The sequence below is a fragment of the Streptomyces sp. NPDC086777 genome (assembly GCF_040702065.1).
In the GTDB taxonomy this organism is placed as follows: domain Bacteria; phylum Actinomycetota; class Actinomycetes; order Streptomycetales; family Streptomycetaceae; genus Streptomyces.
Window position 1 is genome coordinate 13,670 of sequence record NZ_JBFBJI010000033.1, and the last position, 16,835, is coordinate 30,504.

13 protein-coding genes are annotated in these 16,835 nt (G+C 71.1%); 8 read left to right on the forward strand and 5 right to left on the reverse strand.

Going from position 1 to position 16,835, the window contains the following annotated elements:
• Positions 1 to 31: 31 nt before the first annotated feature.
• Positions 32 to 1,900, reverse strand: a complete 1,869-nt coding sequence (locus tag AB0472_RS34540; protein WP_366362430.1) for an ABC transporter ATP-binding protein — start codon at positions 1,898 to 1,900, stop codon at positions 32 to 34.
• Positions 1,897 to 3,789, reverse strand: coding sequence for an ABC transporter ATP-binding protein (locus AB0472_RS34545; RefSeq protein WP_366362432.1), 1,893 nt, complete (start codon positions 3,787 to 3,789; stop codon positions 1,897 to 1,899). Before AB0472_RS34545 ends, AB0472_RS34540 begins: the two co-directional genes overlap by 4 nt.
• Before the next feature lie 192 nt (positions 3,790 to 3,981).
• On the opposite strand from AB0472_RS34545, the gene AB0472_RS34550 reads away from it, so the two are divergent.
• The 4 genes from AB0472_RS34550 to AB0472_RS34565 are packed head-to-tail and all read left to right on the forward strand — an operon-like array spanning position 3,982 to position 7,540.
• Complete coding sequence (locus AB0472_RS34550; RefSeq protein ID WP_366362434.1) at positions 3,982 to 4,890, forward strand: ABC transporter ATP-binding protein; 909 nt, start codon at positions 3,982 to 3,984, stop codon at positions 4,888 to 4,890.
• Entirely contained in the window at positions 4,887 to 5,621 is a 735-nt protein-coding gene (locus tag AB0472_RS34555; protein ID WP_366362436.1) for an ABC transporter permease, read from the forward strand. Before AB0472_RS34550 ends, AB0472_RS34555 begins: the two co-directional genes overlap by 4 nt.
• A 28-nt stretch (positions 5,622 to 5,649) precedes the next feature.
• Positions 5,650 to 6,906: a sensor histidine kinase gene (locus AB0472_RS34560; protein WP_366362438.1), complete on the forward strand. Its 1,257-nt coding sequence runs from the start codon at positions 5,650 to 5,652 to the stop codon at positions 6,904 to 6,906.
• A complete protein-coding gene (locus AB0472_RS34565; RefSeq protein ID WP_366362439.1) occupies positions 6,896 to 7,540 on the forward strand; it encodes a response regulator transcription factor in 645 nt (214 codons plus the stop codon). The genes AB0472_RS34560 and AB0472_RS34565 overlap by 11 nt, the downstream gene beginning before the upstream one ends.
• A 19-nt stretch (positions 7,541 to 7,559) precedes the next feature.
• On the opposite strand, the gene AB0472_RS34570 is transcribed toward AB0472_RS34565, so the two are convergent.
• Positions 7,560 to 8,249 carry an XRE family transcriptional regulator gene (locus tag AB0472_RS34570; protein ID WP_366362441.1) on the reverse strand — a complete coding sequence of 230 codons (690 nt, stop codon included), beginning with the start codon at positions 8,247 to 8,249 and terminating at the stop codon, positions 7,560 to 7,562.
• A gap of 617 nt (positions 8,250 to 8,866) precedes the next feature.
• Between AB0472_RS34570 and AB0472_RS34575 the strand changes: the two genes are divergently transcribed.
• Positions 8,867 to 9,073, forward strand: a complete 207-nt coding sequence (locus AB0472_RS34575; RefSeq protein WP_366362443.1) for a hypothetical protein — start codon at positions 8,867 to 8,869, stop codon at positions 9,071 to 9,073.
• Positions 9,073 to 9,357 carry a hypothetical protein gene (locus AB0472_RS34580; RefSeq protein WP_366362445.1) on the forward strand — a complete coding sequence of 95 codons (285 nt, stop codon included), beginning with the start codon at positions 9,073 to 9,075 and terminating at the stop codon, positions 9,355 to 9,357. The genes AB0472_RS34575 and AB0472_RS34580 overlap by 1 nt, the downstream gene beginning before the upstream one ends.
• 201 nt (positions 9,358 to 9,558) lie before the next feature.
• Here the strand turns inward: AB0472_RS34580 and fxsT are convergent, their stop codons facing one another.
• Positions 9,559 to 11,457: an FxSxx-COOH system tetratricopeptide repeat protein gene (fxsT, locus tag AB0472_RS34585; protein ID WP_366362447.1), complete on the reverse strand. Its 1,899-nt coding sequence runs from the start codon at positions 11,455 to 11,457 to the stop codon at positions 9,559 to 9,561.
• A 245-nt stretch (positions 11,458 to 11,702) separates the two neighbouring features.
• A complete protein-coding gene (gene glgX / locus AB0472_RS34590) occupies positions 11,703 to 13,874 on the reverse strand; it encodes a glycogen debranching protein GlgX (protein WP_366362549.1) in 2,172 nt (723 codons plus the stop codon).
• A 321-nt stretch (positions 13,875 to 14,195) separates the two neighbouring features.
• Between glgX and AB0472_RS34595 the strand changes: the two genes are divergently transcribed.
• Together AB0472_RS34595 and AB0472_RS34600 are read left to right on the forward strand one after the other, a co-directional pair.
• The gene (locus AB0472_RS34595) at positions 14,196 to 15,431 is read left to right on the forward strand and encodes an Ig-like domain-containing protein (protein ID WP_366362449.1); all 1,236 of its coding nucleotides are present in this window, start codon (positions 14,196 to 14,198) and stop codon (positions 15,429 to 15,431) included.
• Between the two features lie 212 nt (positions 15,432 to 15,643).
• Positions 15,644 to 16,822: an Ig-like domain-containing protein gene (locus AB0472_RS34600; protein WP_366362451.1), complete on the forward strand. Its 1,179-nt coding sequence runs from the start codon at positions 15,644 to 15,646 to the stop codon at positions 16,820 to 16,822.
• The last annotated feature ends 13 nt before the right edge of the window (positions 16,823 to 16,835 follow it).

Genomic DNA, 16,835 nt, shown 5'->3' on the forward strand with positions numbered 1-16,835 from the left:
GTTCTCGCGTCTGCCCCCGCCTGCTCCCGGCCTAGGCCAGACTGTCCCGCCACGCCCGGTGCAGATCCGCGAACCGGCCCGTGCCCGCGATGAGTTCGGCCGGGCGGCCGTCCTCGACGATGCGGCCGTGCTCCATCACCAGCACCCGGTCGGCGATCTCCACGGTGGACAGCCGGTGCGCGATCACCACCGCCGTACGGCCCTTGAGGACCGTCGACATCGCGCGCTGCACGGCCCGTTCCCCGGGGATGTCCAGGGAGCTGGTCGCCTCGTCGAGGATCAGCACCGCCGGGTCGGCGAGCAGGGCACGGGCGAACGCGACCAGCTGGCGCTGCCCGGCCGAGATGCGCCCGCCGCGCTTGCGGACGTCCGTGTCGTACCCGTCGGGCAGCGCGGCGATGAACTCGTGGGCGCCGATCGCCTTGGCCGCCTGCTCGATCTCCGCACGGGTGGCGTCCGGGCGGCCGATGGCGATGTTCTCGGCGACCGTGCCGGAGAACAGGAACGCCTCCTGGGTGACCATCACCACCCCGCGGCGCAGCTCCGGCACGGTCAGGTCGCGCAGGTCCACGCCGTCCAGGAGGACCCGCCCGGCGGAGGGGTCGTAGAAGCGGGCCAGCAGCTTGGCGAGCGTCGACTTGCCGGCGCCGGTGGAGCCGACGACCGCGACCGTCTGCCCGGCCGGGAGGGTGAGGTCGAAGACGGGCAGCACCTCGCCGCCGGTGCGGTAGGCGAAGCGGACACCGTCGAAGGCGACCTCGCGGCCGGGGAGCTCGCTCGCCGGCGGGGGCAGTTCCTTCGGGACCGAGGGCTCCGGCACGGTCGGGGTCTGGGCCAGCAGGCCCGCGATCTTCTCCAGGGAGGCCGCGGCCGACTGGTAGGAGTTGAGGAACATGCCGAGGCGGTCGATCGGGTCGTACAGCCGCCGCAGGTAGAGGACGGCCGCGGCCAGCACGCCCAGCTCCAGCGAGCCGGACGCCACCCGGTAGGCGCCCCACAGCACGATCACCGCGACCGAGGTGTTGGCGACCAGCCGGGAGCCCACCACGTACCGCGCCATCTCCAGCAGCGCGTCGCCGTTGGTCCGCTCGTGGCGGTGGTTCAGCACCGCGAACTCGGCGTCGTTGGCGGCCTCCCGGCGGAACGCGCGCACCGGGCGGATGCCGTTCATCGTCTCCACGAACTTCACGATCACCGCCGCGATCGCCGTGGACCGCGCCTTGTACACCCGGACCGCGCGCCGCTGGTACTGCCGCACGAGCAGGTACAGCGGCACGAAGCTGGCCACCGCGACCGCGCCGAGGCCAGGGTCCAGCCAGAGCAGCATCGCCGAGATGTAGAGGAAGGAGAGGATGACCGTGACCAGCTCCTGGAGGCCCTCGGCCAGCAGCTCGCGCAGCGACTCGACGTCCGTGGTGGAGCGGGAGATGAGCCGCCCCGACGTGTAGCGCTCGTGGAAGTCGAGGCTCAGCGCCTGCGCGTGCCGGAATATGCGGCCGCGCAGGTCGAGCAGGACGTCCTGGTTGACGCGGGCGGAGGCCTTGACGAACGCGTACTGGAGGCCGCCGGAGAGCACCGCGCTCAGGCCGTACCCGGCCGCGACCGCGAACAGCGGGCCGTGGTCGTGGCGGCGGAACGCCGGTACGGCCGTGTCGATGGCGTAGGCCACCAGCAGCGGGCCCGCCTGGACCGCCGCCTGCTGGAGCAGCAGGAGCAGCGTGGTGACGGCGACCCGCGCCCTCATGGGGGCGAGGAGCGAACGCAGCAGGGTGGCCGTGGCGCCGGGCGGGGTGGGCAGGACGTCCCGGTCGAACGGGTCGACGCCGGCCGTGCCGGCCGGGTCCGGGTGCGGGCGCTCGTCGTCCTCGTCGGGGGCGGGCAGGGAGGTGGCTGCGGTCATCGGCGGTGATCCTCCCCGGACATCAGGTGGGCGTACTCGGCGTTGGTGCGCAGGAGTTCGTGGTGCGTGCCGACGGCGGTGACCCGGCCGCCGGAGAGCAGGGCGACGCGGTCGGCGAGCAGGACGGTGGAGGGGCGGTGGGCGACGATCAGCGCGGTGGTGTCGGCGAGCACGTCGCGCAGCGCCGCCTCCACGGCGGCCTCCGTGTGCACGTCCAGCGCGGAGAGCGGGTCGTCCAGCACGAGGAAGCGGGGGCGGCCGACGACCGCCCGCGCGAGCGCGAGGCGCTGCCGCTGGCCGCCGGAGAGGCTGAGGCCCTGCTCGCCGACCCGCGTCGCGGTGCCCTGCGGGAGGGCGTGCGCGAAGTCGGCCTGGGCGACGGCGAGGGCGCGTGACAGCTCCGGCTCCCCGGCGCCCTCGCCGGCTCCCATGAGCACGTTCTCGCCGACGGAGGCGGAGAAGAGGGTGGGCTCCTCGAAGGCGACGGCGACGAGCGAGCGGAGTTCCTCGCGGGGCATGGCGGTGATGTCCACGCCGTCGAGGGTGATCCGCCCCGAAGTGGCCTCGTGCAGGCGGGGGATGAGGGCGGTGAGGGTGGTCTTGCCGCTGCCGGTGGCACCGACGAGGGCCATGGACTCGCCGGGGCGGATGTGCAGGTCGACGAGTTCCAGCGTCGGGGCGGAATCGGGGGCGGCGTCGGGGTAACGGAACTGCACGTTCTCGAAGCGGATGCCGTCGGGTTCGGGGGCCGGTCCGTCGTCGGGTGCGGCGCCGTCGTGGCCGGTCGCGCAGTTCCCCGCGCCCCTTTGGGGCGCCTCGGCGCAGCTCCCCGTAAGGGGCGCGGGGGACTGCGCGCCCAGCCCCCACGCACCCGCACCCGACGACGAATCGGCGCCCTCCTCCAGCGCGTCCCGCACCTCGAAGTACCGCTCCGTGGCAGTGGCGGCCTCCTGGCTCATCGCCAGGAGGAAGCCGATCGACTCCACCGGCCACCTCAGCGCCAGCGCCGTCGACAGGAACGCCACCAGCGTCCCCGCGCTCAGCTCGCCGTCCGCGACCTGGATCGAACCCCACAGCAGCGCGGCCCCGATCGCCACCTCCGGCAGCGTCACGATGACGCCCCAGATCATCGCCAGCATCCGCGCCTTGCGCAGCTCCGTGCCCCGCAGGGTCCGCACCAGTTCGCGGAACGCGTGCGCCTGGCTGCGGTGGCGGCCGAAGCCCTTGATGATGCGGATGCCGAGCACGCTCTCCTCGACCACCGTCGTCAGGTCGCCGACCTGGTCCTGGGCGAGCCGCGCCACCCCCGCGTACCGCTTCTCGAAGATCACGCAGGTCCAGATCACCGGAATCGTGGGACCGAGGATGACCAGCCCCAGCGTCCAGTCCTGGGCCAGCATGATCAGCACACCGACGAGGATCGTCACCCCGTTCACCAGGAGGAAGGTCAGCGGGAAGGCGAGGAACATGCGGAGCAGCATCAGGTCGGTGGTGGCCCGGGAGAGCAGCTGGCCGGAGGCCCACCGGTCGTGGAAGGCGACCGGCAGGCGCTGGAGATGGCCGTACAGGTCCGCCCGCATCCCCGCCTCGACGCGCGAGAGCGGTCTGGCGACCAGCCAGCGGCGCAGACCGAAGAGGAGTGCTTCCGCGATGCCGAGCAGCAGCAGGTACAGCGCGCCGAGCCACACCCCGGCCGGGTCGCGGTCGGCCACCGGCCCGTCCACCATCCACTTGAGGACGAGGGGGATCACGAGCCCCGTACAGGAGGCGACGATCGCCACGAACGCGGCGACGGACAACCGCACCCGCACCGGCCGTACGTACGGCCACAGACGCAGCAGGGTGCGGACGGCGGACCGGTCCTTGGTGGTTGCACGTGTCGGAGGCATCAGGAGCGAGCCTACGGATCGGCACTGACAACGCCCACCGAGTTTTGGCCGGACCGGGATCGGCCGCCGGTCCTACGACCTGGGCGTTCGAAAGGTCGTACAGGTGGATCCGCGGCATCAGCCGATCGGTTGACGGCGGTTCGAGCGAGGCGGCCGATGCGGCGGACCCGGGGCGGACGCGACCCTCGGAACATGCCAACCGTCATCGAAGTGACAGACCTGCGCAAGTCCTACGGCGGCCGGGCCGTCGTGGACGGGGTGAGTCTCGCCGTCGAGGAGGGCGAGATCTTCGGGATCCTCGGGCCGAACGGCGCCGGCAAGACCACCACCGTGGAGTGCGTGGAGGGACTGCGGGTGCCCGACGCGGGGCGGGTCCGGGTCACCGGGCTCGACCCCGTCGCCGACCACGACGAGGTCGCCCGCGTCCTCGGCGCCCAGCTCCAGGAGAGCGAGCTGCAGCCCAAGCTCACCGTCCGCGAGGCCCTCGAGCTGTACGCCTCCTTCTATCCGGACCCGCTCGACTGGCCGCCGCTCGCCGAGCGCCTCGGGCTCACCGACAAGCTCGCCACCCGGTTCGGCAAGCTGTCGGGCGGCCAGAAACAACGGCTCTTCATCGCACTGGCGTTGATCGGGAACCCGCGGGTCGTCGTCCTCGACGAGCTGACCACCGGGCTGGATCCACGGGCCCGGCGGGACACCTGGCAGCTGATCGAGGACGTCCGCGACCGCGGCGTCACCGTCCTGCTCGTCACCCACTTCATGGAGGAGGCGCAGCGGCTCTGCGACCGGATCGCGGTGATCGACAAGGGGCGGGTGGCCGCCCTCGACACCCCGGCCGGACTGATCCGCCGCAGCGCCGGCGCCACCGTCATCAGCTTCACCCCGTCCGCACCCCTGGACGACCACGACCTCGCCGCCCTCCCCGCCCTCGCCTCGGTCGAGCGCAAGGACGGCCGGATCACGCTCTCCGGCACCGACGAGACCGTCAACGCCGTCATCACCCTGCTCGCCCGGCACCGCATCACCGCCCACCAGCTCCGCGTCGTGGACGCCACCCTCGACGACGCGTTCCTCGACCTGACGAAGGAGGCAGCAGCATGAACACCGCCGTCCTGCGCACCGAGTTCCGGCTGTTCCGCCGCGAACCCGGCGCCGTCTTCTGGGTCTTCCTGTTCCCGACGCTGCTGCTGGTGATCCTCGGCTCCATCCCCTCCTTCCGGGAGGCCGACAAGTCCCTGGGCGGGCTGCGCCCGGTCGACGCGTACGTCCCCGTCGCCGTGCTGATCGCCCTGATCATGGCGGGGGTGCAGACCCTGCCCCAGGCGCTCACCGGCCACCGGGAGCGGGGCATCCTGCGCCGGATGCGGCTCACCCCCGTACGGCCCTCCGCGCTGCTGTCCGCGCAGATGGCCGTGCAGGGCACGGTCGCCCTCGGCTCGGCGCTGCTGGCGCTCCTCGTCGGCCGGCTCGCCTTCGACGTGCGGCTGCCGAAGCAGCCCGGCGGATACCTGCTGGCCCTGCTGCTCGCGGCCACGGCCGCGCTCGCCCTCGGCTCGGTCGTCTCGGCGCTGTCCCGCACCACGAAGATCGCGGGCGCGATCGGATCGGCGGTGTTCTTCCCGATGATGTTCTGCGCGGGCGTGTGGATCCCGGTGCGGGAGATGCCGCACACCATGGCCCGCGTCGTCCAGCTGACCCCGTTCGGCGCGGCGGCCCGCGCCCTGGACCGGGCCGCGGCCGGCCACTGGCCCGGCTGGGAGCACCTGGGCGTCCTTGCCCTGTGGACGATCCTGCTGACGGCGGGCGCCGCCCGCTGGTTCCGCTGGGAGTAGGAGGCGGGCCGCCGTGCAGACTGGGGACATGACCGCGGACGACAACCGGATCGACCGGCGCTGGGAGCAACTGCACACCTGGGCGCCGTACGGGTTCCTCGGCGTCAGCCTCGTCCTCGGGGTCGCCTCCGCCGACCCGCACACGAGCGCGGCCACGTGGTACACCGGCTGGTCCCTGGTCGCCGCCGCGGTCGTGGTCCAGCTGTGGTGGCACGGCACCCGGTCCCGCCGTCCCGGCCGCGGCCGTACGCCCTCCCCGGCCGGCAGCCTGTACTACGTCGTCCGCTGGGCCCTCGCCTTCGCGCTCACCTGGCTCAACCCGTTCTTCGCGTTCTACGCCGCGTCCGGCTACATGGACGCCGACGAACTGCTGCCGCGCCGGTGGCGGCGGCTCGGGCTGCTGGCGAGCGCGGTCACCGTGGCCGGTGCGCAGACGGGCGGGATGCCGTTCCGGAGCGCGCTCCAGTGGGTCCTCTTCGGCGTGCTGCTGGCCGTCAACTCCGCCCTCCAGGTGGGGATCGCCCACCTCGACGAGCAGGAGAAGAAGCGGTCCCTCGAACGCACCGAGACCATCGCCGCCCTGCGTCAGGCCCTGGACGAGAACGCGGCGCTGCACGCCCAGCTCCTCCTCCAGGCGCGGGAGGCCGGGGTCGCCGACGAGCGGCGCCGACTCGCCGCCGAGATCCACGACACCATCGCCCAGGGCCTGGCCGGGATCATCGCCCAGCTCCAGGTCGTCGCCAACACCCCCGATCCGGCGGTGGCCGAGGACCACGTGGGCCGTGCCCTCGCGCTGGCCCGGCACAGCCTGGGGGAGGCCCGCCGCTCCGTGCACAACCTGGCCCCGGTCGCGCTGGAGCACGACGGGCTGCCCGAGGCACTGCAGAAGACGGTCGCCGAGTGGGGCGAACGCACCGGCATACGGGCCGACTTCACCGTCACCGGCACCGCCGAGCAACTGCACGGGGAAGTCGCGGCCACCCTCCTGCGGATCCTCCAGGAGGCCCTCTCCAACGCCGCCCGGCACGCGCGGGCCTCCCGCGTCGGCGTCACCCTGTCCTACCTGGGCGACTTCCCGGGCGGCGAGGTCATCCTCGACATCCGTGACGACGGCACCGGCTTCGACCTGCTCACCGTGCCCGCCCGCACCCGCGCCGGCGGCTTCGGCCTGGACGGCATGCGCGCCCGCGCCGAGCGCATCGCCGGCTCCCTGACCGTGGAGTCCGAACCGGGGCTCGGCACCGCGCTGTCGGCGCGCGTACCGTTGGTCCGCCATGACAACTGAGCCCCCGATCTCGCTGCTCATCGTCGACGACCACCCGGTGGTCCGTGACGGCCTGCGCGGCATGTTCGAGTCCGCCGCCGGCTTCACGGTCCTCGGCGAGGCGTCCAACGGCACCGAAGCCGTCACACTCGCCGGCACCCTCGACCCCGACGTGGTCCTCATGGACCTCCGCATGCCGGGCGGCGGCGGGGTCGACGCCATCCGCGAACTCACCCGGCGCGGCGCCCGCGCCAAGGTCCTCGTCCTCACCACGTACGACACCGACTCCGACACCCTCCCCGCGATCGAGGCGGGCGCGACCGGCTACCTCCTCAAGGACGCCCCGCGCGAGGAGCTCTTCACCGCCGTCCGCGCCGCCGCCCAGGGCCGCACCGTCCTCTCCCCGGCCGTCGCCACCCGCCTGGTCTCCGCCGTCCGCACCCCCACCGCCCCCGCCAACGAGCCACTCTCCGCCCGCGAACGCGAAGTCCTCACCCTCGTCGCCCGCGGCACCTCCAACCGCGAGATCGCCCGCGAACTCTTCATCAGCGAGGCCACCGTCAAGACCCACCTCACCCACCTCTACACCAAACTGGGCGTCAACGACCGCGCGGCAGCGGTGGCGACGGGGTACCAGCGGGGGATTCTGGGCTAGCGCCAATTCCGTCTCGCCGTCAAAAACCAACGGGTGTTGCCCGCGACCAGAGTTCTTCGGCGTGCTCGGTGAACCGATCGAATAGCCCGTCTTGGTCGCGTCGACGCAGATGCAGCAGAGGGGAGTCGTGGCCCACAAGCCTAGCGAGGTGAGGTGTTACGAGAGCCTGGGAATCGAACCGGAACACAGATAGGCTCACGTGATTCGCTGCATCTTCGGAGATACTGAAACGCGTTTCCAGATTTTCCGCTCCGCTCAACTTGCGTAGATTCTCCAGCGTGATGCGGATGCGTGTGGAGACAGACAGGGCAACATCTTCGATAGCTTCACGCTGGCGTGTGGTTTCACCTTCGGGGTCGCCCAGAAGGAAGCGGACCCGGCACCCGCTTTCGAGCTTTTTGCGCAGTGTGGCTACGAAGTTGGGCTGTTCGATGAACAGGAAGTAGTTCGTGTATCCGGCGAAGAACAGATCTTCTTTCGTGCTGGCCACAAGCTCGCGCCAGACCGTTGACGGGCAGGCGGAGCGGTAGGGGTAAGTTCGCACGATTTCCAGGTCCTCGGCTGTTTTTAGGCGGTTCTTAACTGCCTGGGGCCAGAGCATTTCCTCATCTACTTTCAGCGCTTCGGCGGCGTCTGCTCTGTTTCGAGCATGCGGAATTAGGTTCTCATCCGCGACCCAACGTTCAATGGTCTTGCTCGCGACTCCCACACGGACCGCAAGCTGTCGCGGGGACAGTCCGGCGTCGTGCATAGCTGACCGTAGGGATTGGTTCAAGTCCCCTCCTCTGGACGTTTGGGCGTTTTCAACGCTACCGCCCAACTGGCCCAACTGTCCTTCCATGTCCGGCGATACGGCCACCCGAGGTCAGGACGATTGAGCACGCAAGAGACCCCGGCGACCGCGCGAACGGTCCCGGGGCGTGGCCAACGCTTCAGAGGAGCGCTGACAGTGTCCTCCCTATCACAGGCACTCGAATGGATGAGAGCCGTCCTGTTCGGGCGCCGTACGCGCGGCAAGCACGCTGCCGCCTACATGCCCCCCGCACTGCCCAGGGCATCCCGCAGGCGCTCCGCGCCGGACGTCTGGAGGACGCGGCTGGTCATCGCTCGCAGTCGGTGGGTGGACCGGCACGCATGGACGCCGTATCCGTCTCAGCGGTACGGACGCGCCGAGTGGTTCGTGCTGAGCGACTGGGAGGCGGAAGCGGCGTGGGCTGCGTGGGAGTGTGCGGGACCTCGTGTCCGGCCCTATGTCGACGCGCAGTGTGAGGCGCCCAGGAACAGCACCGAAGGCGCCGGGGTAGACCCTTGGGAGCGCGCCCAGTGATGACGATCGAGGTCTACAGGGTCAACCCGGAGACCGGCGCTCGCACGCAGGTGCGCAGCAAGCGCACCGTGAAACCGTCGGACATGCCGGATCTCTCCAGCGGATACCCGCCCTGCACGTGCCCGTACTGCACCGCACCCGGCAGTCGCAACAGGATGCATGCGCTCGTGACCGAAGCCAATCGGCGCAGCAGGGGGGAACTGTGATGCGCGCGATCATCACCGCCGCCGAATGGAGTCTCGGGGCCGATACCGCAGAGGGTGCTCCGTCGGCCATCCACTCGGCTGAGTGCCTCACCTGCGGGGCGCAAGCGCAGCCAACCGACGACGAGCGTTTGCCGGTTGAGATCTGGGCGCTGAAGCATACGGGCCAGAATCCGGCACATCGTCAGTTCAAGGCCATGACGGAGACCTTCTGGCGAGTCACACCTGGCAACGGCAACCCGTATGCCGGGCAGGAAACCGTCCGGACTACGCCCAACGCGCGCTGACTGCACCCCTCCCGATGGCCGCCGCTCCGCTGCGCTGTAAGAGGTGCATGGGCGGCACTGCCAGACCCTTGCCCGCCTCTTCGAAGGGACGGTCAAGGCCCCGGCTGTGTGGCAAGTCGCACAGTCGGGGGCCGCGTGCTGTGCGCCGCTGAAGCTGTATTGGACGAGGGGTGGGTGCAATCGGTCAGTGGGGATTCTGGGCTAGCGCGTCCCGCCTTGCAGGCTGCTGACCAAAGCGAACGCATCCTCGGTCTTGGGGTGGGTCCTGCCCAGTCGGGTGTGCAGGATCTGCGCACCCCGGCGCGCCGGCTCCGCCGCGGTCGTGTCGTCCAACGCGTGCAGGACCCGGGCCTGGAACAGCAGGACGTACCCGATGTACAGGTGGTCCGGCGCGTACTTCGCCTCGCGGATGCGCAACGCGCGCGAGATGAGCGGTGCGGCACTCGCGTGGTCGCCGAGGTCGACGTGGACGTTCGCCAGCGCGATCAGGTCGAAGCTCACGTACGGGTCGTCCGGCCCGTACGCCGCCTCGTCGATGCGCAGCGCCCGTTCGGCCAGTGGCCGCGCTGCCTCCTGCTTACCGAGGATGCACAGCGTCCGCGCGAGCGTGGCCAGGTCGGTCGCGATGGCGGGACTGTCCGCCGGCAGACAGGACTCGTGCACGGTCAGCGCGCGTTCCGCCAGTCGGCGTGATGTCTCCGGTGCGCCGAGGTCCCGGTGGATCTGCGCCAGGGTGATCAGATCGAAGCCAACTTCGGTGCCCCGCCCCTCGATCGACTCGTCGAGCGCCAGGGCGCGCTCACACAGAGGCAGGGCCATCGAGAAGTCCCCGATCTGGACGAGGAACTCCGATGCCAGCCTCAGTAGTACCGCCGTCTCGGCGGCGCACTCGGCCGGTGGATCGTCCCTGGTCACGGCGATGACGTGCGGGAGTAGTTGCTGCCACCGCGGCCGGGCGTCCGGGTCGCTGTGGAGGTCGTCCGGTAGGGCCGCGAGCAGCGCACGAGACAGTCGGGCCCGGGCGTCGGTGTGCGCCTCTGCCGGCATCGCGGCCCTGACGGCGGCCTGCACCAGGCGGTGCACCGACAGGGATGCCTCCCCGCGCCTCGCGAGACCGAGTCCGGCGAGGGCACCGACGGTCGTGTCCCACGTCAGCGCGTCGGCCGGTGTTCCGTCCAGCATTTCCGGACTGCCGGTGAACAGGTCCAGCGGGACCGGCTCCGGTGCCAGCAGGGCGCAGAGCTCCAACAGGCGGACAGACTGCGGCTGTTCCGTCTCCAGCCGTTCCACACTGAGCCGCCACAGGGAAGCGACGACCACTGCGGGCCGGTCGCTCGGCTCGCCCTGCCCGATCATGTCCTCCAGGTGCGACCCCAGCAGGTCCCGGTACCTTTCGGGCGTCGTCCGGTTGTAGCCCATGTATCCGGCCGCCTGTTCCAACGCCAGTGGCAGGTCGCCCAGTTGCTCGGCGATCCGGTCCGCCAGGGCCTCGGTCATGCCGGGTACCCGACGGACCAGGAGCTTCGTCGACTCCTGCCTCGTGAACACCTCGAGATCGACGACACCGGCGCTGCCCGACCAGCCGCTCACCCTGGTCGTGACGATGACATGGCCGTTGCCCGCCAGGCCCCCCGACGGCAGTGCGTGCGTGAGCGTGCCCGGCTTCTCCGCGTTGTCGAAGACGATCAACCAGGGCCTGCGGTCTACCAGATTGCCGTACACCCGTGGGATCGCCTGCTCGGAGTTCACGTCCGCCAGCCCCAGCTCCCCGGCCAGTGACACGAACTGCGGCGCGACCAGGTCGGGAGCCTCGGCGTCCAGGAACGCCACGAACCGGTACTTCGACAGGTAGCGGTAGGCGTACTCCACCGCGAGCTGAGTCTTGCCGACGCCTCCCATCCCGTGCACGACCAGCATCGCCACGTCGTCCGCCGAGGTGAGTCGTTGACGTACCTCCTGCAGCGTGGCGTCACGACCGGTGAAGTTGGAATTGCGCGGAGGCAGCCGGTGTGCCGTGGGCGGCAGGGGATCCGGCCTGCGGCCGGGCCGCGGGGGCTGCCCCAGCCCGACCAGCGCCAGGGGGATCAGGAGGACCAACACGACCCACGGGTGAACCCGCACGAAATCCAACGGTCCCGGCCAACGGCTCTGTCCGGAGGCCGCGTTGAAGGCAAGACTGCCGACGAACAACACGAGCAGAGCGGCCACCGCACTGGCCAGCCTTCGCCACATGGCTCCCTCTTCGGTACGGCGGCGACCGCGCCGGTCGGCGGTCGGCTCGACCTCGGCCCAGAGCCTAGTCGGGGTGCGGGACAGCGGCGGCGGCGATCCTCCGCCCCGGGGTGTCAGTCGGTCACTTTCAGGAAGAGGACTGTCCGGGCCGGTACCGGGACGGGTGTTCCCGCCTCGTGGACGACCTGGGGTTCCGTGCGCTGGTCCTCCAGGGAGGTGTCGATCAGTACTTCGTAGCGCCGGGCCCAGGGCGGGCCCGGCAGGGTGAACCGGGTGGGGTGGGCGCCGGCGTGCAGGACGGTCAGGAAGCTGTCGTCGAGGACCGGGGCGCCGCGGTCGTCGCGGCCGGGTATGTCCCGGCCGGAGAGGAACATGCCGAGGGTGGCGGCGGGCGCGTACCAGTCGCCCGCGGTCATCTCCTCGCCGTGGGCCGTGAACCAGGCCAGGTCGCGCAGGCCGTCCGCCGAGTGCGCGCGGCCCGAGAAGAAGGCGCGGCGGCGCAGCACCGGGTGGCGGTGGCGGAGCCGGATGAGACGGGACGTGAGGTCGAACAGGGGCCGCCAGGCGGGGTCGTCGAGCAGGCTCCAGTCCAGCCAGCTGATGTCGTTGTCCTGGCAGTAGGCGTTGTTGTTGCCGCCCTGGGTGCGGCCCAGTTCGTCGCCGGCGACCAGCATCGGGACACCGGTCGACAGGAGAAGGGTGGTGAGGAGGTTGCGGAGCTGGCGCCGGCGGAGGGCCTGTACGTCCGCGTCGTCCGTCTCGCCCTCCGCGCCGCAGTTCCAGGACCGGTTGTCGCCGGAGCCGTCGCGGTTCTGCTCGCCGTTGGCCTCGTTGTGCTTGCGCTCGTACGACACCAGGTCGCGCAGGGTGTAACCGTCGTGCGCGGTGACGAAGTTGACGGAGGCGTAGGGGCGGCGGCCGCCCCAGGCGTAGAGGTCGCTGGAGCCGGACAGGCGGTAGCCGAGGTCGCGCACGTCCGGGAGGGCGCCGCGCCAGAAGTCGCGCACGGCGTCGCGGTAGCGGTCGTTCCACTCGGTCCACAGGGGTGGGAAGGCGCCGACCTGGTAGCCGCCGGAGCCCACGTCCCACGGCTCGGCGATGAGCTTCACCCGGCGCAGCACCGGGTCCTGGGCGATGACCGCCAGGAAGGGGGAGAGCATGTCGACGTCGTGCATCGAGCGGGCCAGCGCCGCGGCGAGGTCGAAGCGGAAGCCGTCCACGCCCATCTCGGTGACCCAGTAGCGGAGGGAGTCCGTGATCAGACGCAGCACGTGCGGGCGGACCACGTGCAGGGTGTTGCCGCAGCCGGTGTAGTCGGCGAAGCGCCGGGCGTCATGGTCCTGGAGGCGGTAGTAGCCCCGGTTGTCGATGCCCTTCAGGGAGAGCGTCGGGCCCAGCTCGCCCGCCTCCGCGGTGTGGTTGTAGACCACGTCGAGGATGACCTCGATCCCGGCCGCGTGCAGCGCCCGCACCATCCGCTTGAACTCGCCGACCTGCTGTCCGGTCGTACCGGAGGCGGCGTAGGCCGCGTGCGGCGCGAAGTAGCCGATGGAGTTGTAGCCCCAGTAGTTCTTCAGGCCGCGCCTGAGCAGGTGGTCCTCGTGGGCGAACTGGTGGACGGGGAGGAGTTCGACGGCCGTCACGCCGAGGCCGACGAGGTGGTCGATCGCGGCCGGGTGGGCCAGGCCCGCGTAGGTGCCGCGGAGTTCCTCGGGTATCCCCGGGTGCAGTCTGGTGAAGCCGCGCACGTGCAGCTCGTAGATGACGGAGTCCGCCCACGGGGTCTTGGGGCGGTGGTCGTCGGACCAGTCGTCGTCGTCGTGGACGACCACGCCCTTCGGAACGTACGGCGCCGAGTCGCGGTCGTCGCGGACGGTGTCGGCGACCTGCTGGTCGGGCCAGTCCCGGACGTGCCCGTACACCTCGGGCGGCAGCGTGAACTCGCCGTCCACCGCCCGCGCGTACGGGTCCAGGAGCAGCTTCGCCGGGTTCCAGCGGGCGCCGGTCCACGGGTCCCAGCGGCCGTCGACCCGGTAGCCGTACCGCTGTCCCGGCAGCACGCCGGGCACGAACCCGTGCCAGATCTCGTGCGTGAGTTCGGTCAGCGGGATGCGGGTCTCCCGCCCCTGCTCGTCGAAGAGGCAGAGCCGGACCGCCTCCGCGCCGGCCGCCCACAGCGCGAAGTTGGTGCCCGCCACCCCGTCGGGCCCGACCCGGAACCGGGCGCCGAGCGGTGTCGACGCCCCCGGCCAGGCCGCCGGGACGGGGAGGGGCGTTCCGTTCACCGCGGGGGCGTGCGCCGTGGCGCCGTCCGCCCTCGGCGCCCGCGCCGGTGCCCCCTGCTGCTCGGCTGCGCTCGTCACCTGTCGGCCCCTTTTTGTGTCCCGCGGCTCGCCGACCACCGGGGCGCACGCACCCGCGTCCGAGCGGCCGACGGCGCCCGGACTCCCGGTCCCGGGCACGGTCGGCGGCTCGCTACGGACGTGCCCGCGACGGCTCGCGCACGGGCACGGCGGCTCCCCAGCTCGTCGTCCTTCCCTCTGTTCTGCCCAGTGCCGGCGTCGCACTCACGTTTCCCAGGGGCATGCCCGCTCGTTGAGCCGCACGTGAGGCATCCACAAGGGCGCGCACGGCGCGCGGGGGCCGCGTTGGCCGCGGTACTGACATGGGCGGCGCTGCTGGCGGGAGCCGCCGGCTGCTCCTCGGACGGCAGGCACGGGCTCGGCATCGACCACGTCCTCGGCGGCAGACCCGCGGCCCCCGAGGACGTCATCCGCATCTCCCCGGACGACGGCACCAGGGCCGTACGGCCCAACGGACCGCTGATGGTCCGGGTGCCCGGCGGCCGCCTGGAATCCGTCCACGTCGTCAGGTCCCAGGACGCCCAGGACTCCCCGGTCCCCGGGCACATCGCCGGCGGCGGCACGATCTGGCGGCCGGACGACCCGAAACTCGCGCTCGCCGCCAAGTACACCGTCGACGCGGTGGCCGTCGACGGCGACGGCCACCGCTCGGCCCGCCACACCACCTTCACCACCCTGGTCCCCGACGAACGCTTCATCGGCTACGTCACCCCGGAGAACCGGGCCACCGTCGGCACCGGCATGATCGTCTCCCTCGCCTTCAGCCGCGACATCGACAACCGCGCCGCCGTCGAACGCGCCGTCCAGGTCACCGCCAAGCCCGCGGTCGAGATCCGGCCGCACTGGTTCGGCAAGAACCGCCTCGACTTCCGCCCCGAGCGCTACTGGCAGCCCGGCACGGTCGTCACGGTCGGCCTGAACCTCCGTGACGTCGAGGGCGCCCCCGGTGTCTACGGCCTCCAGTCCAAGACGTTCACCTTCACCGTCGGACGCAGCCAGGTCTCTCTCGTCGACGCGGCCGCCCACACGATGGAGGTCCGTCGGGACGGCGAGCTGCTCGCCACCGTGCCGATCACCGCGGGGGCGCCCGAGCACACCACCTACAACGGGAAGATGGTGGTGATGGAGATGCACGACGTGACCCGCATGAACAGCCGCACCGTCGGCTTCGGCGGCGAGTACGACATCCCCGACGTCCCGCACGCCCTCAAGCTGACCGACTCCGGCACCTTCCTGCACGGCAACTACTGGGCGCCGGACGCCCCCGGCCGCGTCAACGTCAGCCACGGCTGCGTGGGGCTGCGCGACGTGAAGGGCGGCAGCTCGGACACGCCCGCGGGCTGGTTCTACGACCGCAGCCTCATCGGCGACGTGGTCGAAGTCGTGAACAGCAAGGACAAAACAGTCTCTCCCGACAATGGCCTCGGGGGATGGAACATGGGGTGGAAGGAGTGGAAGGCGGGCAGCGCGGTCAAGTAACCAGGTGGGGGGCGGGGCGGTGGGGGCGAGAAGTTGCGACGCAACGGTGACATTCGCCCAACACCAAGCTCAAAACCCTGCGGTTACTATGCGCCAATGCGCGCGCCTGACGCGCTGGGGTGGGCCTGACCAGGCCCTGGGAGGGGAGAACGACTGTGAACGAGCGGCCGATATCGGGGGCGTCGGTTCGGGGGACGCGGCGGAAGCAGGGGATGGCGGTCGTCGCCGGCGTCCTGCTCGTGGCCGTCACCGCCTGCGGCGGGGGCGGCTCCTCCGACAAGGGTGCGGACCAGGGCAAGGTCAAGGACTCCACCACCCAGGCGAGCAAGCAGTCCGTGGCGACCGTCAGCATCAGCCCGAAGTCCGGCGCGACCGGCGTGGACACCAGCGGGGCGCTCAAGGTCAGCGCCGCCCAGGGCAAGCTGACCGACGTGGAGGTCAAGGACGCCAAGGGCAAGGAGATAGCCGGGGCGATCGCGACCGACGGCGCCAGCTGGACGCCGTCGACGCACCTCGCCAGCTCCACGAAGTACACGGTGCACGCGGTCGCGAAGGACGCCGACGGCCGTGAGTCGGCGGAGGACTCCAGCTTCACGACGCTGACCCCGAAGAACACGTTCGTCGGCTACTTCACGCCGGAGGACGGTTCCACGGTCGGTGTCGGCATGCCGTTCTCCGTCCACTTCACCCGGGGCATCACCGACCCGGCCGCGGTGGAGAAGGCGATCACCATCAAGACCGAGCCCGCCGTCGACGTCGAGGGCCACTGGTTCGGCAACGACCGGCTCGACTTCCGCCCCGAGAACTACTGGAAGTCCGGCACGAAGGTCACCGTCTCCCTCAACCTCGACGGCGTCGAGGGCCGGGACGGGGTGTACGGCGAGCAGGCCAAGACCGTGAAGTTCACGATCGGCCGCAACCAGGTGTCGGTCGTCGACGCCAAGAAGCACACCATGAAGATCATGCAGGACGGCAAGGTCGTGAAGACCCTGGCGGTCACGACCGGCAAGCCGGGCTACGACACGTGGAACGGCCAGATGGTCATCAGCGAGAAGCTGCGCGTGACCCGCATGAACGGCGAGACGGTCGGCTACGGCGGCGAGTACGACATCAAGGACGTGCCGGACGCGATGCGCCTGACCACCTCCGGCACCTTCATCCACGGCAACTACTGGGGCGGCGACGCCTTCGGCAACTACAACGCGAGCCACGGGTGCGTGGGGCTTCGCGACATCCGGGGCGGGGGTGACCGCGCGTTGCCCGCTGCCTGGTTCTTCGACCACTCCATCATCGGGGACGTGGTGACGGTGAAGCACTCCAACGACCGGACCGTGTCGCCCGACAACGGCCTCAACGGCTGGAACATGTCGTGGAAGGAATGGACCGCGTAGGCGTTCGGCCGGG

Bases quoted from the DNA above. Each gene is read 5' to 3' on its own strand.
- AB0472_RS34540 (WP_366362430.1), bottom strand. From the start codon at position 1,900: ATGACCGCAGCCACCTCCCTGCCCGCCCCCGACGAGGACGACGAGCGC.
- AB0472_RS34545 (WP_366362432.1), bottom strand. From the start codon at position 3,789: ATGCCTCCGACACGTGCAACCACCAAGGACCGGTCCGCCGTCCGCACC.
- AB0472_RS34550 (WP_366362434.1), top strand. From the start codon at position 3,982: ATGCCAACCGTCATCGAAGTGACAGACCTGCGCAAGTCCTACGGCGGC.
- AB0472_RS34555 (WP_366362436.1), top strand. From the start codon at position 4,887: ATGAACACCGCCGTCCTGCGCACCGAGTTCCGGCTGTTCCGCCGCGAA.
- AB0472_RS34560 (WP_366362438.1), top strand. From the start codon at position 5,650: ATGACCGCGGACGACAACCGGATCGACCGGCGCTGGGAGCAACTGCAC.
- AB0472_RS34565 (WP_366362439.1), top strand. From the start codon at position 6,896: ATGACAACTGAGCCCCCGATCTCGCTGCTCATCGTCGACGACCACCCG.
- AB0472_RS34575 (WP_366362443.1), top strand. From the start codon at position 8,867: ATGACGATCGAGGTCTACAGGGTCAACCCGGAGACCGGCGCTCGCACG.
- AB0472_RS34580 (WP_366362445.1), top strand. From the start codon at position 9,073: ATGCGCGCGATCATCACCGCCGCCGAATGGAGTCTCGGGGCCGATACC.
- AB0472_RS34600 (WP_366362451.1), top strand. From the start codon at position 15,644: ATGGCGGTCGTCGCCGGCGTCCTGCTCGTGGCCGTCACCGCCTGCGGC.